The organism is Thalassolituus sp. UBA2009, from assembly GCF_002335285.1.
GTDB classification, from domain to species: domain Bacteria; phylum Pseudomonadota; class Gammaproteobacteria; order Pseudomonadales; family Oceanobacteraceae; genus Venatoribacter; species Venatoribacter alkanivorans.
Window position 1 is genome coordinate 55704 of sequence record NZ_DDCJ01000068.1, and the last position, 23339, is coordinate 79042.

The 23339-nt window shown below is 54.2% G+C and carries 24 protein-coding genes and 1 riboswitch; of the genes, 9 read left to right on the plus strand and 15 right to left on the minus strand.

Going from position 1 to position 23339, the window contains the following annotated elements; all coding sequences use genetic code 11:
- Nucleotides 1-67 precede the first annotated feature (67 nt).
- Genes B3P58_RS08540 through B3P58_RS08555 form a run of 4 tightly spaced genes read right to left on the minus strand, consistent with a single transcriptional unit; the run spans nucleotide 68 to nucleotide 3156 of the window.
- The gene (locus B3P58_RS08540) at nucleotides 68-814 is read right to left on the minus strand and encodes an S-methyl-5'-thioinosine phosphorylase (protein ID WP_286716995.1); all 747 of its coding nucleotides are present in this window, start codon (nucleotides 812-814) and stop codon (nucleotides 68-70) included.
- A gap of 51 nt (nucleotides 815-865) precedes the next feature.
- Nucleotides 866-1936 (minus strand): beta-N-acetylhexosaminidase, encoded by a 1071-nt coding sequence (nagZ, locus tag B3P58_RS08545; RefSeq protein ID WP_286716996.1) that lies wholly within the window; start codon nucleotides 1934-1936, stop codon nucleotides 866-868.
- Nucleotides 1921-2463: a L,D-transpeptidase gene (locus tag B3P58_RS08550; protein ID WP_286716997.1), complete on the minus strand. Its 543-nt coding sequence runs from the start codon at nucleotides 2461-2463 to the stop codon at nucleotides 1921-1923. The genes nagZ and B3P58_RS08550 overlap by 16 nt, the downstream gene beginning before the upstream one ends.
- Before the next feature lie 48 nt (nucleotides 2464-2511).
- The gene (locus tag B3P58_RS08555; RefSeq protein WP_145470433.1) at nucleotides 2512-3156 is read right to left on the minus strand and encodes a TetR/AcrR family transcriptional regulator; all 645 of its coding nucleotides are present in this window, start codon (nucleotides 3154-3156) and stop codon (nucleotides 2512-2514) included.
- A gap of 266 nt (nucleotides 3157-3422) precedes the next feature.
- Here B3P58_RS08555 and lexA point away from each other — a divergent pair, with 266 nt between their 5' ends.
- Together lexA and B3P58_RS08565 are read left to right on the plus strand one after the other, a co-directional pair.
- Nucleotides 3423-4022, plus strand: a complete 600-nt coding sequence (gene lexA / locus B3P58_RS08560; RefSeq protein ID WP_286716998.1) for a transcriptional repressor LexA — start codon at nucleotides 3423-3425, stop codon at nucleotides 4020-4022.
- A gap of 32 nt (nucleotides 4023-4054) precedes the next feature.
- Nucleotides 4055-4501, plus strand: a complete 447-nt coding sequence (locus B3P58_RS08565) for a cell division inhibitor SulA (protein ID WP_286716999.1) — start codon at nucleotides 4055-4057, stop codon at nucleotides 4499-4501.
- Between the two features lie 116 nt (nucleotides 4502-4617).
- On the opposite strand, the gene B3P58_RS08570 is transcribed toward B3P58_RS08565, so the two are convergent.
- From B3P58_RS08570 to B3P58_RS08620, 11 genes are all read right to left on the minus strand, one after another.
- On the minus strand, nucleotides 4618-4869 hold the full coding sequence (locus tag B3P58_RS08570) for a hypothetical protein (protein WP_145470427.1): 252 nt from the start codon (nucleotides 4867-4869) through the stop codon (nucleotides 4618-4620).
- Nucleotides 4870-4990: 121 nt separating this feature from the next.
- A complete protein-coding gene (locus B3P58_RS08575) occupies nucleotides 4991-5470 on the minus strand; it encodes a DUF6586 family protein (RefSeq protein ID WP_145470425.1) in 480 nt (159 codons plus the stop codon).
- A gap of 25 nt (nucleotides 5471-5495) precedes the next feature.
- Nucleotides 5496-6068 (minus strand): YfaZ family outer membrane protein, encoded by a 573-nt coding sequence (locus B3P58_RS08580; RefSeq protein WP_145470423.1) that lies wholly within the window; start codon nucleotides 6066-6068, stop codon nucleotides 5496-5498.
- A 203-nt stretch (nucleotides 6069-6271) separates the two neighbouring features.
- Nucleotides 6272-8173, minus strand: coding sequence for a molecular chaperone HtpG (gene htpG / locus B3P58_RS08585; protein ID WP_286717001.1), 1902 nt, complete (start codon nucleotides 8171-8173; stop codon nucleotides 6272-6274).
- A gap of 40 nt (nucleotides 8174-8213) precedes the next feature.
- Entirely contained in the window at nucleotides 8214-9821 is a 1608-nt protein-coding gene (locus B3P58_RS08590; protein ID WP_286717003.1) for a bifunctional hydroxymethylpyrimidine kinase/phosphomethylpyrimidine kinase, read from the minus strand.
- Entirely contained in the window at nucleotides 9818-10675 is an 858-nt protein-coding gene (locus B3P58_RS08595; protein WP_286717005.1) for a thiazole synthase, read from the minus strand. The genes B3P58_RS08590 and B3P58_RS08595 overlap by 4 nt, the downstream gene beginning before the upstream one ends.
- A 20-nt stretch (nucleotides 10676-10695) precedes the next feature.
- Nucleotides 10696-10929 (minus strand): sulfur carrier protein ThiS, encoded by a 234-nt coding sequence (gene thiS, locus B3P58_RS08600; RefSeq protein WP_145470415.1) that lies wholly within the window; start codon nucleotides 10927-10929, stop codon nucleotides 10696-10698.
- Nucleotides 10920-12062, minus strand: a complete 1143-nt coding sequence (locus B3P58_RS08605; protein ID WP_286717008.1) for an FAD-dependent oxidoreductase — start codon at nucleotides 12060-12062, stop codon at nucleotides 10920-10922. The genes thiS and B3P58_RS08605 overlap by 10 nt, the downstream gene beginning before the upstream one ends.
- Entirely contained in the window at nucleotides 12059-13981 is a 1923-nt protein-coding gene (gene thiC, locus B3P58_RS08610; RefSeq protein ID WP_286717009.1) for a phosphomethylpyrimidine synthase ThiC, read from the minus strand. Before thiC ends, B3P58_RS08605 begins: the two co-directional genes overlap by 4 nt.
- Before the next feature lie 155 nt (nucleotides 13982-14136).
- Nucleotides 14137-14268: riboswitch (TPP riboswitch) on the minus strand.
- Nucleotides 14269-14393: 125 nt separating this feature from the next.
- The gene (locus tag B3P58_RS08615) at nucleotides 14394-14828 is read right to left on the minus strand and encodes a PaaI family thioesterase (protein ID WP_145470412.1); all 435 of its coding nucleotides are present in this window, start codon (nucleotides 14826-14828) and stop codon (nucleotides 14394-14396) included.
- A complete protein-coding gene (locus B3P58_RS08620) occupies nucleotides 14825-15319 on the minus strand; it encodes a PaaI family thioesterase (RefSeq protein WP_225690682.1) in 495 nt (164 codons plus the stop codon). Before B3P58_RS08620 ends, B3P58_RS08615 begins: the two co-directional genes overlap by 4 nt.
- A 305-nt stretch (nucleotides 15320-15624) precedes the next feature.
- Here B3P58_RS08620 and B3P58_RS08625 point away from each other — a divergent pair, with 305 nt between their 5' ends.
- From B3P58_RS08625 to B3P58_RS08655, 7 genes are all read left to right on the plus strand, one after another.
- Complete coding sequence (locus tag B3P58_RS08625) at nucleotides 15625-16428, plus strand: acyl-CoA thioesterase (RefSeq protein ID WP_286717013.1); 804 nt, start codon at nucleotides 15625-15627, stop codon at nucleotides 16426-16428.
- 142 nt (nucleotides 16429-16570) lie between these two features.
- The gene (locus B3P58_RS08630; protein WP_186436012.1) at nucleotides 16571-16945 is read left to right on the plus strand and encodes a response regulator; all 375 of its coding nucleotides are present in this window, start codon (nucleotides 16571-16573) and stop codon (nucleotides 16943-16945) included.
- Nucleotide 16946: 1 nt separating this feature from the next.
- Entirely contained in the window at nucleotides 16947-17567 is a 621-nt protein-coding gene (locus B3P58_RS08635; protein ID WP_186436011.1) for a histidine kinase, read from the plus strand.
- A gap of 3 nt (nucleotides 17568-17570) precedes the next feature.
- On the plus strand, nucleotides 17571-18539 hold the full coding sequence (locus B3P58_RS08640) for a GGDEF domain-containing protein (protein WP_225690684.1): 969 nt from the start codon (nucleotides 17571-17573) through the stop codon (nucleotides 18537-18539).
- 110 nt (nucleotides 18540-18649) lie between these two features.
- Nucleotides 18650-19663 carry an AraC family transcriptional regulator gene (locus tag B3P58_RS08645; protein WP_230331429.1) on the plus strand — a complete coding sequence of 338 codons (1014 nt, stop codon included), beginning with the start codon at nucleotides 18650-18652 and terminating at the stop codon, nucleotides 19661-19663.
- Nucleotides 19626-22397, plus strand: coding sequence for a hybrid sensor histidine kinase/response regulator (locus B3P58_RS08650; protein WP_286717015.1), 2772 nt, complete (start codon nucleotides 19626-19628; stop codon nucleotides 22395-22397). The genes B3P58_RS08645 and B3P58_RS08650 overlap by 38 nt, the downstream gene beginning before the upstream one ends.
- Before the next feature lie 94 nt (nucleotides 22398-22491).
- Nucleotides 22492-23274, plus strand: a complete 783-nt coding sequence (locus B3P58_RS08655; RefSeq protein ID WP_286717017.1) for an alpha-amylase family glycosyl hydrolase — start codon at nucleotides 22492-22494, stop codon at nucleotides 23272-23274.
- Nucleotides 23275-23339 lie beyond the last annotated feature (65 nt).

Sequence of the window (23339 nt, forward strand, 5' to 3'; positions counted from 1 at the left end):
ATACCAAATAAAAAAGCCCGGAAATTCCGGGCTTTTTTATTTATCAGCTTCAGCAAAAAATGACGACTTAAATCCGCTTCAGCGTCGCCGCCAGCAAATCACGCACCTGCTGCATACCACCACTTAATACTGCGCGGATTTCATCCATGGTAATTTCGCCTTCGCTTTTACCGGCCGCGGGGTTAACCACCAGACAGATACTCGCATAAGGAATACCCAGTTCACGCGCCAGAGCGGCTTCCGGCATACCGGTCATACCCACCAGATCACAACCGTCTTTTTCCAGTCGGTTAATCTCAGCGATGGTTTCCAGACGCGGACCCTGAGTCGCAGCGTATACGCCAAAATCACACACCGGCAAGGCAATATCGGCGGCGGCAGAAATTAAAGCCTGACGCAGATTTTCATCGTAGGGATGCGTCAGGTCGATATGATCCAGCGGGCGGAATTCACCATCAAAAAAGGTGCCCTCGCGCCCCCAGGTGTAATCAACCACCTGATGCGGAACCGAAATCACACCGGATTGCATGGCCGAATGAATACCACCTACGGCATTCACCGCAATAATGGCCTCTGCTCCCTGCTCCTGCAGTGCCAGTAAATTTGCACGGTAATTAATTTTATGCGGCGGCACTGCATGCGGGTGTCCGTGGCGCGCTAAAAACAGTACGGTTTTATCATTCCAGCGACCTTCCTGAACCGCCGATGAAGGCTGACCCAGTGCGGTATTTACATCATGGCTGACGGTAATTTCCGGACCTTCGAGTTGGGTTAAACCGGTGCCACCAATAATGGCTATTTTATTAATGCTCATATCATTCCAACGTATTCAGACGGCGTCTTTAAAGGCACCGTTATTCAGTATTCAGCGCAGCTTTTCCAGCTGCGGTAAGATCGCAGAGCGGCGTTCGGCCAGCATGTTTTCCGACATATCGTCTGCTGTTCCCTGTAACCCGCCTGCGGTGCCTTGCAACCCGGCAAGACTCAGCGTCTGCCAGCCCGGCTGTTGCAATTGCTCACGTACAGCAAGGATGACTTGCTGCGCGGCCGAACGGTCATTACACACCAACAGCGCATTGGCACCCGCACGCATGGCACAGCCGGCACGTTCGGCGTAACTGCCAACACTGGCCGCACCGGCCATGGATAAATCATCACTGAAAATTACACCATTAAACTGCAGCTCGGTGCGCAGAATATTCTGCAGCCAGTGCGCAGAAAAACCGGCGGTATTGTCACTGTCGACCGCCGGATAAATCACGTGGGCGGGCATAATACCGCTTAACAGCCCCATCGACATCAGCGCATGAAAAGGCTCGATATCGTTATTCAGTTCAATACGTGAACGACTGTCCACCGGCAGCGCCAGATGCGAGTCTGCGGCAATGGCACCGTGACCGGGAAAATGCTTACCTACCGCCAGCATGCCGGCCTCATTCATACCACGTACAAAGGCGGAAGCCAGCACAATAACGGTATCTGCATCATGACCAAAGGCACGGTCGCCAATCACCTGCGACACATCGGTTTCAATATCCAGCACTGGCGCAAAGCTCAGATGCACTCCCTGCTGACGCAGCTCGGCGGCCATCAGCCAGCCCAGTTCATGGGCCAGGGTCAGCGCTTTTGTGCTGTTGTGCTGATATTCTTTTTCCAGCGCCAGCATCGGCGGCAGACGGGTAAAGCCTTCGCGGAAACGCTGTACGCGACCGCCTTCCTGATCCACACACAGTAATAAATCCGGGCGCAGGCTGAGAATATCGCTGGTCAGCGCCTTTAACTGCTGCGGCGACTGATAATTACGCGCGAAAAAAATTAACCCGCAGATTTCCGGCTGCAATAAAAATTCACGGTCGGCAGCGGTTAATTCTGTACCTTCAATATCGGCAACCACACCGATACGCTGGTTCAGGTTCTGTATTACAGATTGCGGCATGGAATCCTCGAAAAACTGTGCGGCTGAATCCACACCGGCGTACCGGCACTGACCAGTTCAAATAATTCAGCAATATCGCTGTTACGCATACGGATACAGCCATGAGACAGTGGCTGGCCCATAGGTTCAGAGTCCGGTGTGCCATGGATATAAATATAACGGCGCATGGAATCGACATTGCCCATACGGTTGACGCCGACTTCCAGTCCCTGCAGCCACAGAATGCGGGTTAAAATCCAGTCGCGTTGTGGTTGCTGTAGCGCCAGTTCAGGCGAATAAATTTCACCGGTCGGGCGCCGGCCAACAAATACGGTGTTCAATGGCAAACCGGCACCAATAGCCGCACGGACACGGTGCCAGCCACGGGGGGTACAACCGGAATTTTCCTGCTCACCGGCACCATTAAGCGCCGTGGAAACCGGATAAAGATGGCAGATACCGGCGCTCGACACGCGTAGTACCTGATCGGTAATAGACACTTCTATTAATGTTTGCGGTAACGCAGATTGCGCAGCCGTGGGCGCCATAGCAAAGGCCTGTTGGTAAAAAGCGAAAAACGGAAAGCCCGGCTCCGCTCAACCAGCCTGATGCGGAGCGTTAAGACCGGATGCGAGGAAAGGTATCAATTTATCAACAACCTGCGCAATATCCGATCCCTTACCCAGATCGTGTTCTGCCATCGCCGTCAGTGAATCGGCCCCCGACAACGTAAACACCGTCGCCCCCAGCATAAAATGAATACGCCAGAAACGGTCTTCATCGGAAAGCTCAGGAGTCGCCGCCGTCACCAGACGCATAAAGGCTTTAAACACCGGGCCGTATTCTTTCTGCAGAAAACGGCGTAAATGCCCCTGCCCCTGGGTATAAGCCAGCCCCAGCAGACGCATAAAGATACCCAGACGGCGCGGGCTGTCATGTCCGGCACGCAGCGCCGTCTGCGACAACAGCATTAAGATGCCCGGTAATTCCGGTACCTTGCCATCCAGACGTGCCTGTACGGCATCCAGCTCACGTTCCAGATCTTCACAGAATGGCGTCAGGAAACGGGCAAATACCGCCTGAATCAGCGCCTTCTTAGAGCCAAAATGATAATTCACCGCCGCCAGATTCACTCCGGCCTTGGTGGTGATATTCCGCAATGAGGTCTCGGCAAAGCCACGCTCCGAAAACAACTCCTCTGCCGCATTCAGGATACTTTTTACCGTATCTTTCTGTGCCATAACCCTGCATCTGCCTTATCACGCTGTCGCGGCTTTATTGCCATCGCCGACAGTACAAAACAACTGTTTCAAACATACGTTTAAAACGAGATTTAGGCAACCCCATATACGGCCAAAGGCTAAAAGCCTCATTCCATTATCCGGGTCAGTACAACGGCGGTGAATACACCGTAATCCACAGACCGCTGATAACAGGGGTTTACACTGGATAAAATACTGTATACATTTACACCATACTGTATGGATCAACAGACTGGATAAGCATCATGATCAAGCTCACGGCACGACAACAGCAGGTTCTGGATTTCATCCGCTCCTCACTGGAAGAAACAGGATTTCCGCCCACCCGCGCCGAAATTGCTGCCGAGCTGGGCTTTAAATCGCCTAACGCCGCAGAGGAACACTTAAAGGCGCTGGCACGTAAAGGGGCGATTGAAATTATGCCCGGCGCTTCCCGCGGCCTGCGCATTGTTGAAGAGCAGAATCCGGGTCTGCCAATCGTTGGCCGTGTAGCCGCCGGTGAGCCCATCCTGGCTCAGGAACACATCGCCGAATACTGCGAGATTCCACCCAGCTTCTTCCGCCCTTCTGCAGACTTCCTGCTGGAAGTTCATGGCGACAGTATGAAGAACATCGGTATTCTCGACGGCGACTACATTGCCGTGCACAAAGCCGAAACCGCCCGTAATGGCGAAATCATCGTTGCCCGCGTCGATAACGAAGTAACGGTCAAGCGCTACGAGAAGAAGCGTAATCAGGTGATTCTGCACCCGGAAAATGACGACTTTAAGCCCATTGAAGTTGATCTGCGGGAAACGGAATTTGCCGTTGAAGGTTTATACGTCGGCGTTGTACGCCGCAGCTAACAGCAACTGTTCACAGGTTCGGGGTGATTGTTATGCGTCAGTTATTACTCGGAATGGAAGAAGCCGGCTTATCTCTCAGCAGCCAGCAACCAGGCAGAATGACCAGGGTCAGCACCAGTGCGCTGCGCGGCAGTCTGACCGAGGTCATCGTCAGTGAAGGCAGTGCCATTCAGCCCATGCATTTGCTGCCGATGCTGGCACAGTGCAATGCGCATAAGCGCTGGCTGATGTGGCTGAGCCCGCACCGTCCGATGAATAAAAGCTGGCTGGAAAGCATGGGCCTGCAGCATTCGCCGGTGATTCATCTCGACCTGTGCAATGACACCCAGCTGGCCCTGTGCAGCAAAGTTCTGGCGGCCGGCAACAGCCATATGATTGTTGAATGGCAGGGCGAGCTGAGCAACCACGAACGGCAGATTATTCGCCAGCAGGCCGACCAGAGCGGCAGCCATGTGGTGCTGATTCAGCGCCGCCCCTGAGGCGCAGAAAGCGACGAACACAAAAAAAGCCCTGATCTTGATCAGGGCTTTTTTTGTGCTTTCAGCACAGCTTCACACGTACGGACTGTAGGCAATTCACTACAGCACAGCACAGCTCAGTGCAGTCGTTGCTGATACTCAGGGGTGTCGAAGTCTTCGCGCTCAACTTCCATACCGGAAAGCTCGCCGACTTTACGTACACCGGCTTCCAGCATTACCCGCGCAACATCCATATGATGCGCCTGCAGGCTGGCCTTGGCATCTTCGGAAAAATGAATACACACCAGTGCATCGCTGTCCTGATCGTCGGCACGACGCAGGGCGATATCACCATTGGAAAGTTCTACGATTTCAAAAAAGCGCGCCATAACCGCCTCTCAAAACTGGGCGCGGGAGTGTATCACAGGATGTTTTCAATAGCTTGAACGACACACAGAACCGTTAGTAATAAAAAGTAAACGGTTCTGCATAAATATGCTCATCGAGGAGTCAGCTTTCCTGACGATTGGCGCGCTGGTCTTCAATCAGGCGGGTCAGATCCTGCAGCCAACCGGCAACCGGTGAGTGCGGGGTGGCAACCAACGCAATCCGGCCCTGAGCCTCAACCGTCTGTACGGCCGCTGCAGGCTGATTCATTCCGGACGGACGTCCCTGAGCATCTGCCGCTGCCAGCATCTGTGCCAGCCAGGAAAATCCATTCTCCGCCAGATGCTGCAGCTCGCGCATTTCGCCGGTGGTCAGCGGCGCATTCTGCAGCAGTGATTCCAGAGAGCGGACAGGCTGACGATAAGCAACCATATCACCCAGTTCGGCCAGGTAAGACAACCAGGCATCGCGCAGCTGATACAGCGCACTCTCTTCCAGCGCCTGCTTCAAGGCTGGAGCAGCCGACTGCTGAGCAGCCAGCTGTTCCAGCAACAACCGGCACTGATAGAGTTTCTGATTGGTGAAGCCAATCCACTGCGACATAGCCTGCTCCGGCGGAAAATTGAGATTAAAAGTCGATGGTCAGACCGAAGTGAGCACCATCGCCCAGCTTGTAACGGTCATTAATATCTTCAATACGGATGCTGTTGTAACGATAGCCGCCATAGATTCGTGCCGTAGGCAGCAGACTGAACTGCAGACGGATATCGCTGTTGATCATGTTTTCGGCATCACCGAATGATACAACCGGCGGTGCGTAATAGGCATAGCCCGCCAGACCGACATCTGGAGCTGCCGGGAAGCTGTAGCGGAAAAAGCCACCAACACCCATAGCCGCGCCATCAAAATCATCGGTGGTAAAGGCAATCACTTTTGCACCCACACCGATATACAGGTGACTGGTTGATGGGCGCACATCCACTACGTGCAATCCCGCAGAAACCATATCACCGTCATCTTCATGATGCAGCGCAGCCAGATTAATGTGCAGCCCGGAACCCATCTGGGTGGCATCGTAAGCAACACGGGCGACATCATCGGCCAGACTGATATCCAGTGAACCACCTGCCTGTACCAGAGTCGGTAAAACCAGTGCACCGGCCGTCAGAATTCCCTGAGCAGTCATACGCAACATTTTCATAGTATTCCCCAATAATCAGATCACAGTACCGGCTGCTGCGCGGATAACCCGTCACTGTTCTCCCACAAAGAGAGCAACAGACAGCAGCTGATTTTTATTTGCCGGCATAATAGCAGTGCGGTGGCAGTGGTTAAACCACGGCCGCCGCAAGCAAGGCCTGTTTGATTAATATCAACAGGCCCTTAGACCAGTAAACGCTGTAATTAACGCATTAAATCGAGCAACAGTTTGTTCAGGCGCGCGACATATTCCGCCGGCTGCTTTAACTGGCTGCCTTCCGCCAGTTGCGCCTGGGCATGAATCACCTGCGCCAATTCGGCGAAACGGCTTTCATCCTGCTCACTGTCGAGACGTTCGATCAGCGGATGCGACGGATTAATTTCCAGGGCCGTTTCAGGCTCCGGAACCGCCTGCCCCGCTGCTTCCATCAGCCGGCGCATATGACCACCCATATCGTACTGGCCAACCACCAGACAAGCCGGAGAATCAGTCAGACGCGAGCTGACACGGACAGTTTTCACTTCACCTTCGAGCGCTTTCTGCACGCGTTCAACCAGATCTTTATGGGTTTCTTCCAGCGCTTTTTGCTGCTCTTTTTCCGCAGCATCCGCCAGTTCATCCAGATCCAGTTCGCCTTTGGTTACATCCTGGAAGACCTTGCCGTCGAAATCGGTCAGGTGGCCAACCATCCACTCGTCAACACGGTCGGTAAGCAGCAGCACTTCAACACCCTTAGTACGGAAATATTCCAGATGCGGGCTGCTGGACACCGCGGCATAGTTGTCGCCGGTGATGTAGTAAATCTTTTTCTGGCCTTCACGCATGCGCGCAACATAGTCTTCCAGACCGACATTCTGTACGGCACTGTCACTCTTGGTGGTGGCAAAGCGGAACAGCTTGGCAATTTTTTCACGGTTAGCGAAATCTTCTGCCGGGCCCTCTTTCAGCACATCACCGAATTCATCCCAGAAGCTCTGGTATTTTTCCGGCTCATTTTTCGCCAGTTTTTCCAGTGAATCGAGTACCCGTTTAACCAGCGCGCTGCGCAGGCTGTCGACCTGTTTGTCTTTCTGCAGAATTTCGCGGGAAACGTTCAGCGACAGGTCGTTGGAATCCAGCACACCTTTCACAAAGCGCAGGTACAACGGCAGGAACTGCTCAGCGTCATCCATAATAAAGACACGCTGCACGTACAGTTTCAGACCACGGGTCGCTTCGCGGTTCCAGATATCGAACGGCGCCTTGGCCGGAATATACAGCAGACTGGTGTAATCCAGTTTGCCTTCCACACGGTTGTGCAACCACAGCAGCGGGTCGTTCCAATCATGGGAAACGTGCTTGTAAAACTCTTTATATTCGTCATCGCTCAGATCGGACTTACTGCGGGTCCACAGCGCCTTGGCCTGGTTAACCGCTTCCGGAATCTGTTTTTTCTCGCCGTCAGCGTCATCTTCACTGACTTCCTGCGGCAGATACACAGGCACCGCGATATGATCTGAATATTTTTTAATCAGTGAACGCAGACGGAAGCTGTCAGCAAATTCTGAATCGTCTTCTTTCAGGTGCAGGGTAATGCGGGTGCCGCGTTCAGTTTTATCGATGCTTTCCAGGGTAAATTCACCCTCACCGGCCGATTCCCAGCACACGCCTTCAGACGCATCATCACCGGCACGACGGGTTTCAACCGTGACTTTATCGGCGACAATAAAGGCCGAATAAAAGCCAACACCAAACTGGCCAATCAGTTGCGAATCTTTTTTCTGATCGCCGCTCAGTTTGCTGAGGAATTCGGCCGTACCGGATTTAGCGATGGTGCCGAGGTGATTAATCACCTCTTCACGGTTCATACCGATACCATTGTCTTCAATGGTCAGGGTACGGGCTTCGCTGTCAAAATCGATATGTACGCCCAGATCTGCATTACCTTCAAACAGAGCATCGTTCTGCAGGGCTTCAAAGCGCAGCTTGTCGCAGGCGTCTGAAGCGTTGGAAATCAACTCACGCAGAAAAATCTCTTTGTTGGAATACAAAGAGTGAATCATCAGATGCAGCAGTTGTTTAACTTCGGTTTTAAAACCCAAGGTTTCTTTGCTGGCTGCGGTCATGTTCGTCTCCTTTACAACGCGCCATAAAAAACAGTGTTGTTTAAATGGGGACGCCGCAACGCTTTTCAAGCGCCGGAATACACTTACGCAAATCGGCCAGCCGCTGCGGCAGCGCTTCATCGTCGGCAAGCTCAGTTACAATGGCGACCGAATCAATGCCACTGGCCACGACCTGAGCAATATTCGCTGTTGTAATCCCGCCGATACAGGTCAGCCGATGATCGGTAAAACGTTCAACCCACAGGGCTAACGTTTCCGTGCCCAAAGGCTGGTAACGCAACACTTTCGACAGCGGCGTAAACACCGGGCCAAAGGCGATATAAGACGGATTCACCCCGCGCGCACGGGCAATCTCCCAGTCACTGTGGGTGCTGATGCCCAGCGCGATACCCGCTTCCGCCAGCGCCTGCAGATCCGCCGTGAGCAGATCTTCCTGCCCCAGATGCACACCAAAGGCCCCCAGCTCCAGCGCCAGCTGCCAGTCATCGTTGATAAACAAAGGTACTCCGGATTCTGCAGCATAATGAATTGCCTCAGCGGTCTGAGCTTTATGCTCTGCCCCCGGCGATTTAACCCGCCATTGCAGGCTGTCGATACCCAGCGCCAGCAGACGCTTAAGATGCGGCAGATTATCCACCAGCCCATAAAGCCCCAGAGGCTGCGGCAAGCGCGGAAAATGCACAGCCGATGCCCGCTGTTGCATAGGAACAACCTGCGGCCAGTCTTCGGCCACCGACTCACTCAGCGGCCGCGCCCAGGCATTGTGGTAACCATTGGCGCGCTCACTGGCCGAGCGGATCGCCAGACGCACAGCCGCCACCGCTCTGGTCAGGGCATCGTACAGCGTATAGCCCTGCGCCAGACCGCAGGCAATGGCACTGGCCAGATGACAGCCGGTACCGTGCGCCTTGAGCGGTAAGCGCCGGTGGCGAAAAACAAACGCCCGCAATAAATCCGGGCCCGGCAGCTGATCACCGAAAGCATCTGCAGAAGCATTCAGAGGAGCCGCAAAGAACGCATCCTGAACCCATTCGTCAGATTCAGCACTGCCAGCCTGAGCGCTGTCGCCGCCGGTAATCAGCAGATGATTAACGCCCAGTGCCTGCAGTGCGGCAGAGATGTCTGCGCAATTGTTTGGCGCGTAATCGTTTTGTACAGCACCGCCATCATCCTGCGGCTGTAATAACGTCAGCAGCGCCTGTGCTTCTGCCAGGTTAGGCGTCAGTACATCAACCCGCTGCAGCAGGGCCTGCAATGCGTCTTTCGACCAGTTGGCCTGGGGGAAACCACCCTGCGATGCCGACAGCACCGGGTCCCAGATTACTGGCCCGGAATATTCCTGCAGTTTTTCCAGCAACCAGGGCAGCAGCAGATTGCCCGGTGGCAGCCAGCCGATTTTAATCGCCTGCGGCCAGCCATCGGCTTTCAGGCTCTGCCATTGCCGCTCCAGCATTGCCCGCGACAGCACCTCAACGGCCTGCACGCCCTGACTGTTCTGCGCGGTTATGGCGCAGATCAGCGTGGCACAATCGGTATCCAGCGCCCGCGCCATGGTTAAATCCGCCTGACTGCCGGCGCCGGCACTGCAGTCGGAGGCGGCAATGCTCCAGATTTTTGCCCGGTTCACCGGGCCTGAACAGAGGCTCATACTCCGCCTCCGGTCTGATGCCAGAACGGCAGCCCCAGCGTCGGCGTGGAAGGCGATGCCTGATCACGCTCGCACATCAGGCCTGCGCGATAGGCAGCCCGGCCGCCATCCACCGCCTGCTTAAACGCCGCTGCCATCGCCGCCGGATCATGCGCACGCGCCACCGCCGTGTTGAGCAGTACCGCATCAAAGCCCATTTCCAGCGCCGCCATCGCCTGAGAGGGTTTACCCAGTCCGGCATCCACCACCAATACCGCCTGTGGCAGACGTTCGCGCAGGGTTTTCAGCTGATACGGATTCATCAGTCCTTTGCCGGTGCCAATAGGAGCGCCCCAGGGCATCACCGCCGCACAGCCCAGCTCCAGCAGGGTCTGACACAGCACCAGATCGTCAGTGCAGTACGGCAGCACCTTAAACCCCTGCGCCACCAGCTCGCGCGCGGCGTCCACCAGCTGCAGCGGATGCGGCTGCAGGCTGTAGTCGTCACCGATAACTTCGAGCTTGATCCAGTCGGTGGCAAACAGCTCACGCGCCATCTGCGCCAGCAGAATCGCTTCACGGGCACTGTGACAACCGGCTGTATTGGGCAGCAGTTTTGCCCCGGTACTGGCCAGTTGCTGATGCAGCAGATGCCAGTGGCCATGTTCACTCACCTGCTCCTGTACCTGAGCAGCACTCTGCCGGCGCAGCGAGACGGTGACAAATCCGGGGGTTGCCGCGGCAATGGCATCCCCCATCACCTGTGGTGACGGGTACAGGGAGGAGCCCAGCCACAAACGGCTGCTGATCGTTTCACCGGCAATCTGCAGCACGTCGGCACCAGCGTCAGGTGCAACATTATTTTCTGTATTCATATCCTTCTCCAGAACCCTGCTCAGCCACCGGTAATGGCACCGAGAATATCGATGCAGTCATCTTCGTTAAGGTATGTACCCGCATAGAGCGCTGCACTGACGATCTGCTGGTTCACGGCAACAATAAAATTGCCACTCACAGCCGCATCCTCCGGCCGTATTTGCAGATAGCCAAGCTGTTGCAGCAATTGCTGCAGGCTAAGCCCTGTGCTGACCTGCAGATCACAAGAATCGCCATTAATAATCAGGCGCATGCTTCACCTCCGAAGGCGATGGCTTGCGAGGGGATAGACTTTGAAGGGGCGGACTGCCCGGTTGGCGCAGGCTCCAGTCCAAGAGCTAAGCCATGCTGTTGTTGCAGGCGCTGCAGCAGCGCTGGCGCCAGCAGATAACCGTGACGGAACAGGCCGTTAATGCTGAGCAGCCCATCATCCTGAGCAAGGATCTGCGGACGATGATCGGCCAGTGCCGGGCGTAAATTGACGTCGAAGTTCAGAATCCGCGCTTCGGCCAGCGCCGGACTCAGGCAATAGAGCGCACTGAGCATTTCCAGCGCGGAGCGCACACTGACCGGCGAGCGGTCTTCACTTTCGATTTCGGTAGCACCCAGCACATAACGGTGGCGCCCTTTCGGCACCAGATAGAGGTGATAGCGCGGATGCAGCAACCGTATCGGCCGCGAAATCTGCACCTCCTGGCTTTCAATCCACAACACCTCACCACGTACGCCACGCAGCTGTGGCAAGGCGGATTTGGCGCCCAGTCCGCGACAATCGAGCTTAATATCGGCGTAAGGCGGGAAATCGTTCAGCGCTGTTGAAAAATAAAAGCGCGTACCAAAGCTGCGGGCGGCCTGATGCAGAGCCGGTAATAACGCACGGTTATCGACCCAGGCTTCGTGGCGCAGCCAGAAACCTTCGGCCAGTTGCGGATTCAGCGCTGGCTCAAGGTCCTGCAACCGCGCCTGATTCAGACGCTGAATGGCGGCTTCGTTTTCACACCCGTCATCGGCCGGATTCCATAAACCGCCCTGACGCAGATCCTGAGCAAACTGCGCAAGCTCGGCCTGATCCGCCGGATGGGCCACCACCAGACTGCCGCTCTGGCCATAGTGCACGGCAATGCCACTGTCTGCGTGCAGCTCCGGTAATAACTGCGGCCACAGTTGTAACGACTGCAGGCCCAGCGCAAAGACATCCGGATGCGCCAGTGAGCGCTCGCTGTAAGGCGCGACCATTGCCGCGGCGGTGTGCGCCGCACTGGCGGGCTGATCTTCGGCGGCAGCTTCGTACACCTCCACCTGAAAGCCCTGACGGGCCAGACGCCACGCCAGTAAGCTGCCCATCAGGCCCGCGCCGGCAATACAAACCCGACGCTGTTCGCTCATGCTTCGGCCTCCTGATACAGCGCACTGCCGCTGGCGCGGAATTCTGCGGCTTTTTCAGCCATACCCTGCTGCGCTTCTTCGCTCTGCAGCACGCCTTCGCTTTGCTGTGCATCTTCCGCCTCCTGGGCCGAAGCAAAATCGCGCACTTCCTGCGAGATTTTCATCGAGCAGAATTTTGGCCCGCACATAGAACAGAAATGTGCCAGCTTATGGCCTTCTTTCGGCAGGGTTTCGTCGTGGTAACTGCGCGCCGTATCAGGATCAAGGGCAAGGTTGAACTGATCCTGCCAGCGGAATTCAAAACGCGCCTTCGACATCGCATCATCGTGCAGCTGTGCGCCCGGATGGCCCTTGGCTAAGTCAGCGGCATGAGCAGCAATTTTGTAGGTAATTAAGCCCTGTTTAACATCATCTTTATTGGGCAGGCCCAGATGCTCTTTCGGCGTGACGTAGCACAGCATGGCGCAGCCATACCAGCCAATTAACGCCGCGCCGATGCCTGAAGTTATATGGTCGTAGCCCGGTGCAATATCGGTGGTCAGCGGCCCTAAGGTATAAAACGGCGCTTCGTCACAATGCTCGAGCTGCATCTCCATATTTTCTTTAATTAAATGCATTGGTACATGGCCCGGACCTTCAATAAAGGTCTGCACATCGTGCTTCCAGGCGATTTTGGTTAATTCACCCAGGGTTTTTAATTCGGCAAACTGCGCTTCGTCATTGGCATCGGCAATGGAGCCGGGGCGCAGACCATCGCCAAGGGAGAAGCAGACATCGTAGGCTTTCATAATTTCGCAGATGTCTTCGAAATGGGTGTACAGGAAACTCTCTTTATGATGCGCCAAACACCATTTCGCCATAATCGAACCACCACGGCTGACAATACCCGTCACCCGTTTGGCGGTCAGCGGCACATGCGCCAGACGCACACCGGCGTGAATAGTGAAATAATCCACGCCCTGTTCGGCCTGCTCAATTAAGGTATCGCGGAATAATTCCCAGGTCAGGTCTTCGGCCACGCCGTTGCATTTTTCCAGCGCCTGATACAAAGGCACGGTACCAATAGGCACCGGTGAATTACGGATAATCCATTCACGGGTTTCGTGAATATGATCGCCGGTGGATAAATCCATCACGGTATCGGCACCCCAGCGGGTGGCCCAGACCATCTTTTCCACTTCTTCTTCGATGGAAGACGTCACCGCCGAATTGCCGATATTGGCATTGACCTTGGTGCGGAAATTACGGCCGATAATCATCGGCTCGGTTTCCGGGTGGTTAATATTATTGGGAATAACCGCCCGGCCACGGGCAATTTCTGAGCGGACAAATTCCGGGGTAATTTCCGCCGGAATCGACGCGCCGAAACTCATGCCCGGATGCTGGCTTTTTTGTGCCTCATCCAGCTGTGCCCGGCTTAATGCCAGATTTTCGCGGATGGCCACATATTCCATTTCCGGGGTAATAATGCCCTGACGCGCATAATGCAGCTGGGTGACATTTTTGCCCGCTAATGCCCGGCGCGGACGACGCTTAAGTTCAAAACGCAGTTTTTCCAGCGTCAGGTTCATATCGCGGACACGCGCATATTCGGAGCTGAAACCGGCAAGCTCCTCAGTATCGGCCCGTTCATTAATCCAGTTCTGACGCAGCGGTTGCAGCCCCTTGCGCACATCAATACTCACGGCCGGGTCGGTGTAAGGGCCGGAGGTATCGTATACCCGCACCGGCGCATTGGCTTCGGTTTTACCGTTAGCCAGCTGTGTATCGGACAGCGCAATTTCGCGCAGCGCGACCTGTAAATCGGCACGGCTGCCCTGCACATAGAATTTGTTGGACGCCGGAAATGGCTGCAGAGAGAGTTCGTCAACACGCATCTGTTCGCTTAACGATGTATGCGCTGAATTGTTTTTGCCCATGCTCAATACCTTTTTAGCCGTCGCAGACGACGGAAGAAAAATAACGGCAGGCAGCGAAGAAAAGAAAAAGATGATCACAGGCAGCAGTAAAATACTGACAGCCCGCACCGTAAACGGTGACTGACCGGGGTTTAAGAAATCGGCGACAGCCGCGAAAAACCCGCTTTTCTGTTCCCTACGCTGGCACTAACCAGATCAGGTTCAACGGGATCCGCAAACACATTGCGATCTCAACCTCTTTGATGTTTCAGCACGCTGAACATCCTGAGGCACCCCGACAGAATCGGTACAGAGTGTACGGCAGAGAAGACTACGCGGACAAGACACCCGGCGGGTTATTTATGCAAAACATCCGCGCCGGGCAGGCATCAACGGCGGTCAGAAAAGCCGCCGTAAGTGAAACAGCCGGACATTAACGCGCCAGCAGAAAATGCGCGCGGGCCGTGGCAATCGGGCTGGTGCGTTCGGTCTGCCAGGCGGTAATGGCGACGTTGGCGACACGCGAGCCCTGACGCCAGACCTGACATTCAGCAAAGGTATCCTGATGACGTCCGGCACGCAGATAGTCGAGAGAAAAATCGATCATTTTCGGTAAGGCGGCGGTATCCATGGTCATCATCAGATGCAGTGACGCCGCCAGCTCCATAAAGCCGCCGATTACGCCGCCATGAATGGCCGGTAAAATCGGATTGCCGATATTGTCTTCGTTGGCCGGCAGATGAAACAGCACATCCTGACCAAAACGCTGAAATTTCAGGCCAATTAAATTGGCATAGGGAATACCATCCACCAGCGGCTGGAAATTACCACTCTGCTGCGCCTGTTGCAGCACGGTTTCAAAACTCATTGTGCAGCTCCTGCAGCCGTTACATCATCGCCCTGCTCGATACGGGCACGGAATTCCGGTGGGGTCATATTTTCGCCGATACGCATAAAGGTAGCAGCGCACTTGGCCACCAGATCGCGTTCCTCGCCCTGAAATACTTCGCACTCGGTAAACACCACTGAGCTGGCCACGCGCGTTACCCGTGCTTCGGCAAACAGATCGCGGTTTGGTGTTGCCGCTTTCATATAATCCATACGCAGATCCAGCGTTGGGCACAGCTCGAAGCCCGGCAGCGAGGAAAACACCGCCGTACCACAGGCGGTATCCATCAGCGTGGTCAGGCTGCCGCCATGCACAGTGCCGGTGACCGGGTTGCCTACAATCTGTTCGCTGTATGGCAGGCGCATAACCAGTACATTGTCCTGCGCGCTTTCAACCGTCAGCCCCAAAACCTGACAGTGGCGCAGGGTGGCAACGAAACGCTCGGCCCGTGTTTTAACCGATAAGCTCATAAGATCTCCGCTGAGGGTGATTGTGACAGCCAGACAGGCACAGCACGACTGTGTGAATTCTATCAGGAAATGGCCTGACCGGCGCAAAGGGCGCCCGTTATACCGGAAAGCTGAATTTTGGCAATGATCGCTTCGCCCGGTGTCGTTAACAGAATTGCTCACAACAAACATAAGAACTGAACGTTTTTCTCACCACCCTATAAGACAAACAAGCGCCCTGTGCTATGGTTTGACGCCTGAGAAATATCCCCGATACACACCCGGATCAGCCCTTAAAAGGGATCTGCCCCTTAAAGAGAAATGCTATGAATTTTGACGATTACCTGCAGCAGGTTAATCAGCAGGATACGCTGGAAATCCATCCCAGCTGGGGTCAGGGCCGCACCACCTTTGGCGGCCTGTCAGCAGCATTAATCCTGCACCGCATAGAACAGGGTCTGGACGACGGCCAGGTTCTGCGTTCACTGAATGTCAGTTTTTGCGGCCCGCTCAATACCGCTGAACCTTTCACCCTCAGCAGCCAAAGCATCCGCGTTGGTAAATCCGTTGCTCACTATCAGGGCCAGACCGTGCAGCAGGATCAGGTTACTACACTGGTTAATGCCTGTTTCGGCCGAGAGCGGGAATCGGATATCGAGGTTAAGCTGCCACCTGTCAGCTGTGGCACGCCGGGATCAGGTCAGGCCATGCCCTTTATCAAAGGCATAACTCCGGAATTTACCCAGCATATTAACTTCACCTACGTGGAAGGCGGCCTGCCCTTCACCAACAGCAAACACAATGTTATCCGTGGTTGGATGCGCTTTAACGATGGCGAACGCGCGCTGAGCAATGCCCATCTGGTCGCCCTGATCGATGCCTGGCCGCCAACGCTGCTGCAAAAACTGAAAAGCCCCGCTCCCTGTGCCAGCGTGACCTGGAGCATCGAGATGGTGACGCCGTTAAGCCAGCTGCCACAGTTACCGGGCGGCAGCGACTGGCTCTGGTATGAGGCGGATATCCGCCAGGCTCACGATGGTTATGGCCATACTGAGGCCCGGATTTACACCGCCGATGGTGTGCTGCTGGCACTCAGCCGTCAGCTGGTGGTGGTTTACGATAAACGCTGAGGCCGTTCTTACTGTAGCCTGATACCTTCGTCTGACTATCAGGCTGCAACAGCAGTTTCTTCCCTCTATTCCTTCCGATTAGTTGCTCAATAAGCAGCGGGCAACTATTACTTAGTCATCAATTTCTCTGCCGATGACAGCTATGGCTACCAACGTTCTGATCTGCGATGACTCAAGTTTTGCCCGTAAACAAATGGCACGGGCGATCCCCAAAGAATGGGAAGTGGACATTCATTTTGCCGGTGATGGCGTGGAAGGCGTACAGGCCATCCGCGAAGGAAAAGGCGAAGTGGTTTTTCTCGATCTGACCATGCCCAATATGGATGGCTACGGCGTACTGGAAACCATCCGCAAAGAAGATCTGCCCGCCATGGTGATTGTGGTATCCGGCGATATTCAGCCCGATGCTCAGGACAGAGTCAAAAAACTCGGGGCAATGGCTTTTATCAAGAAGCCGATTGATGCCGATAAAGCCCGCGAAGTGCTGACCGAATATGGCATTCTGACAGGGGCCTGATATGAGCGTCACATCTACCGCAGTATCTCTGAACGAAGACCAGCGCGACTGTTATCAGGAGCTGACTAACGTCGCCATGGGCCAGGCCGCTGACCGTCTGGCACGACTGCTGGATGTCTATGTGGTGCTGCCGATTCCCAAAGTAAACCTGATTGAATCCAGCGATCTGCACATGGCGATTCAGGATGCTGAAACCGATTCGGCTATGTCGGCGGTATGCCAGGGGTTTATTGGTTCAGGTATTGCCGGTGAAGCGCTGCTGTTGTTTAACGACACCAGCTTCTCAGATCTGGCCGCACTGATGAATTATGGTGGCGAACTCGACCGTTACGGCGAGCTGGAATTATTAATGGACGTCAGTTCGCTGTTAATCGGCGCCTGTATTCAGGGTATCGGTGAGCAACTGGAAATTCACTTTAATCAGGGCCACCCGGTGGTGCTTGGCCAGCATTGTAAAGTCGATGACATTTTAAAAAGTGGCAATCATCAGTGGACCAAAACCCTGGCGATTGAAATTCACTACACCATCGAGCATGTGAATATCGATTGCGACCTGCTGTTGCTGTTTACCGAAGACTCGGTCGCGAAACTGAACAACAAAATTAATTATCTGCTGGATTAACGTATGACGGATTCAAACATTGAATTTGGTGACATCCACTGGCTGATGGATATTCTGCAGAATATCGACGTCGGTCTGGTGGTACTCGACCGCCAGTACAATATCCAGCTGTGGAATGGCTTTATGGAAAGCCACAGTGGCTTAAGCCCGCAAAAAGCCAAGGGCGAAAACCTGTTCGAGCTGTTCAACGAAATTCCCAAAGACTGGTTCATGAAAAAAGCGGAGCCGGTTTATCAGCTGAAAACCCGCACCTTTACCATCTGGGAGCAGCGTCCGTATTTATTCCGCTTTAAAAATTACCGCCCCATTACCGGCCGCGCGTCGGTGATGTATCAGAACACCAGCATTATTCCGCTGGAGTCGATTAACCGCAGCGTTGATCATATCTGCGTGATTATTTATGACGTGACCGACATTGCCGTCAGCCGCGAAGACGTACAGTCTGCTCACCAGACCCTGAATGAACTGAACCGCACAGACCAGCTGACCGAGCTGTCCAGTCGCGGTTACTGGCTGAAAGATATTGAGCGTGAATTTCTGCGCTGCCAGCGTTCGGTATTACCAAGCACACTGGTCATGTTTGATCTGGACGATTTCCGTACCATTAATGGCCGCTATGGTCACCAGGCCGGTGACGAGGTACTGCGCTCGGTATCGGAGGGCATACGTCAGACACTGCGTCAGACCGACCATGTCTGCCGTTTCGGCGGTGAAGTATTCGCTGCTCTGCTGGTCGATACCGATGAAGAAGAGGCCGTGGTCTTTGCCGAGCGTATCCGCAAAATGATCGAACGCATGGAAGTCAGGCATGATCAGCAAAGCATCCATGCCACCGCAAGCCTGGGTATTGCCCGTTATCAGAAAGGCTTCGCCAGTGCTCAGGACTGGCTGCAGGCCGCCGACAAAGCGCTGTATCACGCCAAAGAAAGTGGTCGTAACAAAACCACGGTCTATCAGCCCAAAGCACACTAAGCCGGCGCCTGAATCTGCATGACATATATGCTCAACAAACCTTGCCATTCCTGATCAATAACAACAAAATCACACCCGGCCACTCCGGCCGGATACTGTGAGTTACAGGCATGTCGAGTCACTGGATACCCCGCCCTTTTATTGATGCGCCACTGCGCGGCGCTGCCGGTCTTGGTCTGGACCCCGAACAATTGTGGGCCGCTGCCGGGCTGGATGCTGCCATTCTGGCCGATCCTGAGGGACAGATTAATGCCAATGACTATGCCAGCCTGATGGCAACCCTGTGGGCCCACAGTGATGATGAATTTATGGGGCTGGCGAAAGTACGCAGCCATTCCGGCACCTTTGCCATGATGTGCAAGGCCATCATCAGCTGTTCATCACTGGAGCATGCCCTGCATCGTGCCAGGCGCTTTTACGCATTGTTTGACGGCGCCCCCAATATCCGTGTTATTCGCGGTCCGCAGCTATCGCGGCTGCAAATTGAACACGACCCGGCTGCAGACCCCGATCACTTTCTCAGCGAATCCCTGCTGGCTATCTGGCACCGGCTGAGCAGCTGGCTGGTTGGCCAGGGTATTCCTCTGTTGTCGGTGGGCTGCTGTTATCCGCCACCGGTGCATGCTGCGCTGTATCAGAACCTGTTTGCCACACCGGTTAAATTCAACGAAGACAGCACCTATCTGCTGATTCCCAGCCGGGTACTCAGCCTGCCGGTCAGTCAGACCGCGGCCTCCCTGCGCGCCTTTTTAAATCACTCTCCGGCCGATTTCCTCGCCCGGCCGAATCCGCATGAAAGCATGACCGGTAAACTGCGTCAGCTGTTCCGCCGTTACGATATCGACAGCCTTCCGGATCTGGCGGAAAGCGCCGCTCAGCTCGGTGTATCCAGTGCTACACTGAGGAGGCGCCTGCATGATGAGCAGACCTCCTTTCAGAAACTGAAAGATGAATGCCGGCTGGAGGAAGCCAGCCTGCGTCTGGCGCAGCAGGATACCAGTATCCGTGAAATTGCCGAGTATCTGGGCTACACCGAAACCAGCACATTCCACCGCGCTTTCAAAAAATGGATGGGACTGACACCGGGTGATTATCGCAGCCAACAACAAGGCATCCGCCGCTGATTCCGGTTATCTGTCGGTTATCCGGTTTGCTGCCTCCCTGATATTTCTGCTCTGCCTTTTTGGCCAGTCGGCGACTGCCCTTGCCGTAACACCGGCCAGCTGGACACTCAGCGAACAGGACTCTGGCCGTCTCCTCGGGCGCGAACTTGAGTACTGGCGGGAAGACAGCCGGCAAGCTCTTACTCTGGACGAATTAAAGGCTTTAAAACCCGAGTGGCGACGCCACCCGGATACCACTCCGAATTTCGGTTTATCGCCAGACGCTTATTGGTTCCGGCTGCGTGTAACATTGCCAGAAGCCAGTGACCAGTGGCGGTTAAGTATTGAATTCCCGTTGCTCGACCGGGTTGATCTGTATCTGCAGTTTGACCAGCGAACCATTCAGCAGGAACAGTTTGGTGATCGCTTGCCGTTCAGCCAGCGCCCCCTGCGACACCGTAATTTTCATATTCCCCTGCGGCTGAATTACGCCGGTGAGTACGAGATTTATCTCAGGGTACAAAGCGCAGGCTCTCTGCAACTGCCTGTTACCTTCTGGTTAAGGGACGAACAGGAAGCGGAAGCGGCCAGTGATTATCTGAGCGCCGGTCTGTATATCGGTTTTATTGCAGCCATTCTGCTGTTTAATTTTTTTATTGCTGCAACAACCCGTGAAATGTACATCCTGTATTTCACCTGCTTTCTGCTGGCTTATCTGCTTTTCTACATTTCACTGAGTGGTTATGGTTTTGAATATCTGTGGCCCGACAACTTATGGCTGGAAGAACGCCTGACCATTCTGGCTGTTGCCGCTGCCTGTATCTTTGCTACGTTATTTGCACGACGTTTTCTGCGCTTAAAACATAATCATCCACGCCTGCACCGGATTAATCAGGGCTGTTTATATCTGGCGTTGCTGGTGTTTATCCTTAATCCGTTTATTGATTATCAGCCCGCAGTAAAAATAACCATGGCGGCTACGTTTATCATCAGCCTGCTCAGTCTGATTGTCGGTATCAGCGCAGCCCTGCAGCGGACCTTATCCGGTTTATTGTATGCCGGCGGCTGGCTGACCCTGCTGCTGGGGGTCATCGTGCACAGTCTGAGTAAAGAAGGCTTGCTGCCCATCACGCCATTAATTGAATACTCTTCACACATTGGCTCCATTTTATTGGTCTGTACTCACAGCATGGCCATTGCCCTGCGTTTTTATGAAGAACGCCAGCAACATAAACTAACGCTGGAGCAGATGACGGAAGCACAGAGAGAAAGCCTGCGCTCGCGCTATCGCATGCAGGAAGCAGAACTGCAGCGTAAACAGACCGAACTGGAAAACCAGGCTAAATCGGTATTTCTGGCCATGATGAGCCACGAAATCCGTACACCACTGAATGGCGTACTGGGGATGGTGCAGTTACTGGGGCAAACTCCCCTCGACCCGCAACAGCAACGCTATCTGGAAACCATCAGTACGTCCGGAGAATCCCTGCTCACCATTCTTAATGACATTCTGGACCTGTCAAAAATGAATTCCGGCAAACTGCAGCTGGAGATGCAGGAAGTACCTTTACATGAACTGATCAGTGACTGCCTGACGCTGTATTCCCAGCAGGCAAAAGAAAAAGGTCTGGTTCTGCTTGCCCATCTGCACCTGCCGCTGTATCAGACGATTCATACCGACCCAACCCGTCTGCGCCAGATCGTCAACAACCTGCTCAGTAATGCCGTTAAATTTACCAATAGCGGCAGTATTGTTCTGACCCTGCGTTTCAGTGAGCAGAAAATGCTGCTCAGTATCAAAGACACCGGTATCGGTATCAGCAAGGAATATCAAACGCGTTTATTCGAACATTTCAGCCAGGCTGATGCCTCTACCTCACGCAATTACGGCGGCACCGGGCTGGGCCTGAGCATCTGCAAACAGTTAAGCGAATTACTCGGTGGCGATATCAACGTTCACAGCCGCAGCGGCGAGGGCACAGAGTTTATTTTTACCCTGCCCGACTGCCAGCCAGATAATCCGGTGAATATTGAAGTCATTGATACTGGTACTGTACATATTCAGCTGTCTAAGGCAGAAGAGCGGGAACTGGTTACCCGGTTTATGCGCGAGCTTGGTTTTCAGGTAACGGAACAGGCTCCGGCCGATCTTTTATTCAGTGATCAGCCCCCGGAGGAAAGCAACACTCAGCATTACCGGCGCCTGTTGTATTTATGCGATGAAAACAGCCCGGCACTCAATCCTTTGCAACAGATTGTGCGGCCGTTAAAAACGTCCAGCATCGTGCACCGTCTCAATGGCGTCGGTACGCAATACGGAAATAAACACATAGTACCGGCACAATTATTCAAAGATTGCCTGGTCTGGGTGGCTGAAGATAATCCGGTCAACCAAAAAGTGGTTGTCGGCATGCTGCGCAACCTTGGTCTTAAATATGAAATTTTTTCCGATGGCAGTAGCCTTATTAAGGCCTGGCAGGAAAAACAACAGGCTCATCCAGATATGATTTTAATGGACTGTGAAATGCCGGTTATGGATGGATTTACCGCCACCCAGCGGCTGCGGGAGCATGAGCAGGAAGCCTCGGACTATAAGCACATTCCGGTGGTTGCTCTCACAGCTCATGCCCTGCCTGAATACAAGGAAAAAGCCCTGAACAGCGGCTTTGATGATTTCCTCAGCAAACCTATCCGTCAGGAACAACTGCGCCAGCTATGCCTACGCTGGCTGCTGCCTCCACCCGACGGAACCTGATGGCTGTAAGAGCGGTGGTAATTACGCCTGGGCTTCATACCTCTGTCACAAAGCGCCGTCCATAATCGCCTTATTACTGACAGCAGAGGCCTTTATGAACTGGTGGCAACAGGGAGTGTTTTATCAGATCTATCCGCGCAGTTTTCAGGACAGCAATGGCGATGGTGTCGGTGACCTGCAGGGCCTGATTCAGCGGCTTGATTATTTAAATGATGGCACTGAACAATCTCTCGGCATTGATGCCATCTGGCTGTCACCGTTTTTTCCATCCCCCATGCGCGATTTTGGTTACGACATCAGCGACTATTGCGCTATCGATCCGCAGTTCGGCAGCATGGATGATTTCGACGAATTACTGCAGCAGGCGCATCAGCGCCAGATCCGGATTATTCTCGATCTGGTGGTCAATCATACCTCCGACCAGCATCCCTGGTTCCAGCAAAGCTGCGATCCGGATTCTGATAAAGCCGACTGGTATATCTGGCATAAGGGTAAACAGCCGCCCAATAACTGGCTTGGCTGTTTTGGCGGGCGCGGCTGGACCTTTAACGCTCAGCGTCAGGCCTGGTATTACCACTCTTTTCTGCCACAGCAACCCGACCTTAACTGGCGCAATCCTGCGGTTAAACAGGCCGTTAAACAGGTTATGGAGTTCTGGCTGGCGAAAGGCGTCGATGGCTTCCGTCTGGATGTGGTGAATCTGTATTACAAAGATGCGCAACTGCGTAATAACCCGACCGACTGGTTCAGACTGGCACGGCCTTATGATCGTCAGCGTCATATCTATGATCGTGATCAGCCGGAGATGCACAGTCTGCTGCATGAAATGCGGCACTGGATCGATGCCTGGCCAGAGCGGATGATGGTGGTGGAGTGATGCTTGCCGATGCCGGCAACAGTGATTTACCGGCCAGTTATTATGGTCAGAATGATGAGCTGCAT

Excerpts from the sequence above, each read along its gene's own strand:
- htpG (WP_286717001.1), bottom strand. The coding sequence starts at position 8,173 with ATGACCGCAGCCAGCAAAGAAACCTTGGGTTTTAAAACCGAAGTTAAA.
- B3P58_RS08565 (WP_286716999.1), top strand. The coding sequence starts at position 4,055 with ATGCGTCAGTTATTACTCGGAATGGAAGAAGCCGGCTTATCTCTCAGC.
- B3P58_RS08625 (WP_286717013.1), top strand. The coding sequence starts at position 15,625 with ATGAATTTTGACGATTACCTGCAGCAGGTTAATCAGCAGGATACGCTG.
- B3P58_RS08590 (WP_286717003.1), bottom strand. The coding sequence starts at position 9,821 with ATGAGCCTCTGTTCAGGCCCGGTGAACCGGGCAAAAATCTGGAGCATT.
- lexA (WP_286716998.1), top strand. The coding sequence starts at position 3,423 with ATGATCAAGCTCACGGCACGACAACAGCAGGTTCTGGATTTCATCCGC.
- B3P58_RS08635 (WP_186436011.1), top strand. The coding sequence starts at position 16,947 with ATGAGCGTCACATCTACCGCAGTATCTCTGAACGAAGACCAGCGCGAC.
- thiC (WP_286717009.1), bottom strand. The coding sequence starts at position 13,981 with ATGGGCAAAAACAATTCAGCGCATACATCGTTAAGCGAACAGATGCGT.
- B3P58_RS08620 (WP_225690682.1), bottom strand. The coding sequence starts at position 15,319 with ATGAGCTTATCGGTTAAAACACGGGCCGAGCGTTTCGTTGCCACCCTG.
- B3P58_RS08605 (WP_286717008.1), bottom strand. The coding sequence starts at position 12,062 with ATGAGCGAACAGCGTCGGGTTTGTATTGCCGGCGCGGGCCTGATGGGC.
- B3P58_RS08655 (WP_286717017.1), top strand. The coding sequence starts at position 22,492 with ATGAACTGGTGGCAACAGGGAGTGTTTTATCAGATCTATCCGCGCAGT.
- B3P58_RS08570 (WP_145470427.1), bottom strand. The coding sequence starts at position 4,869 with ATGGCGCGCTTTTTTGAAATCGTAGAACTTTCCAATGGTGATATCGCC.
- B3P58_RS08630 (WP_186436012.1), top strand. The coding sequence starts at position 16,571 with ATGGCTACCAACGTTCTGATCTGCGATGACTCAAGTTTTGCCCGTAAA.
- B3P58_RS08580 (WP_145470423.1), bottom strand. The coding sequence starts at position 6,068 with ATGAAAATGTTGCGTATGACTGCTCAGGGAATTCTGACGGCCGGTGCA.
- B3P58_RS08595 (WP_286717005.1), bottom strand. The coding sequence starts at position 10,675 with ATGAATACAGAAAATAATGTTGCACCTGACGCTGGTGCCGACGTGCTG.
- thiS (WP_145470415.1), bottom strand. The coding sequence starts at position 10,929 with ATGCGCCTGATTATTAATGGCGATTCTTGTGATCTGCAGGTCAGCACA.
- B3P58_RS08555 (WP_145470433.1), bottom strand. The coding sequence starts at position 3,156 with ATGGCACAGAAAGATACGGTAAAAAGTATCCTGAATGCGGCAGAGGAG.
- B3P58_RS08640 (WP_225690684.1), top strand. The coding sequence starts at position 17,571 with ATGACGGATTCAAACATTGAATTTGGTGACATCCACTGGCTGATGGAT.
- nagZ (WP_286716996.1), bottom strand. The coding sequence starts at position 1,936 with ATGCCGCAATCTGTAATACAGAACCTGAACCAGCGTATCGGTGTGGTT.
- B3P58_RS08550 (WP_286716997.1), bottom strand. The coding sequence starts at position 2,463 with ATGGCGCCCACGGCTGCGCAATCTGCGTTACCGCAAACATTAATAGAA.
- B3P58_RS08615 (WP_145470412.1), bottom strand. The coding sequence starts at position 14,828 with ATGAGTTTTGAAACCGTGCTGCAACAGGCGCAGCAGAGTGGTAATTTC.
- B3P58_RS08645 (WP_230331429.1), top strand. The coding sequence starts at position 18,650 with ATGTCGAGTCACTGGATACCCCGCCCTTTTATTGATGCGCCACTGCGC.
- B3P58_RS08575 (WP_145470425.1), bottom strand. The coding sequence starts at position 5,470 with ATGTCGCAGTGGATTGGCTTCACCAATCAGAAACTCTATCAGTGCCGG.
- B3P58_RS08540 (WP_286716995.1), bottom strand. The coding sequence starts at position 814 with ATGAGCATTAATAAAATAGCCATTATTGGTGGCACCGGTTTAACCCAA.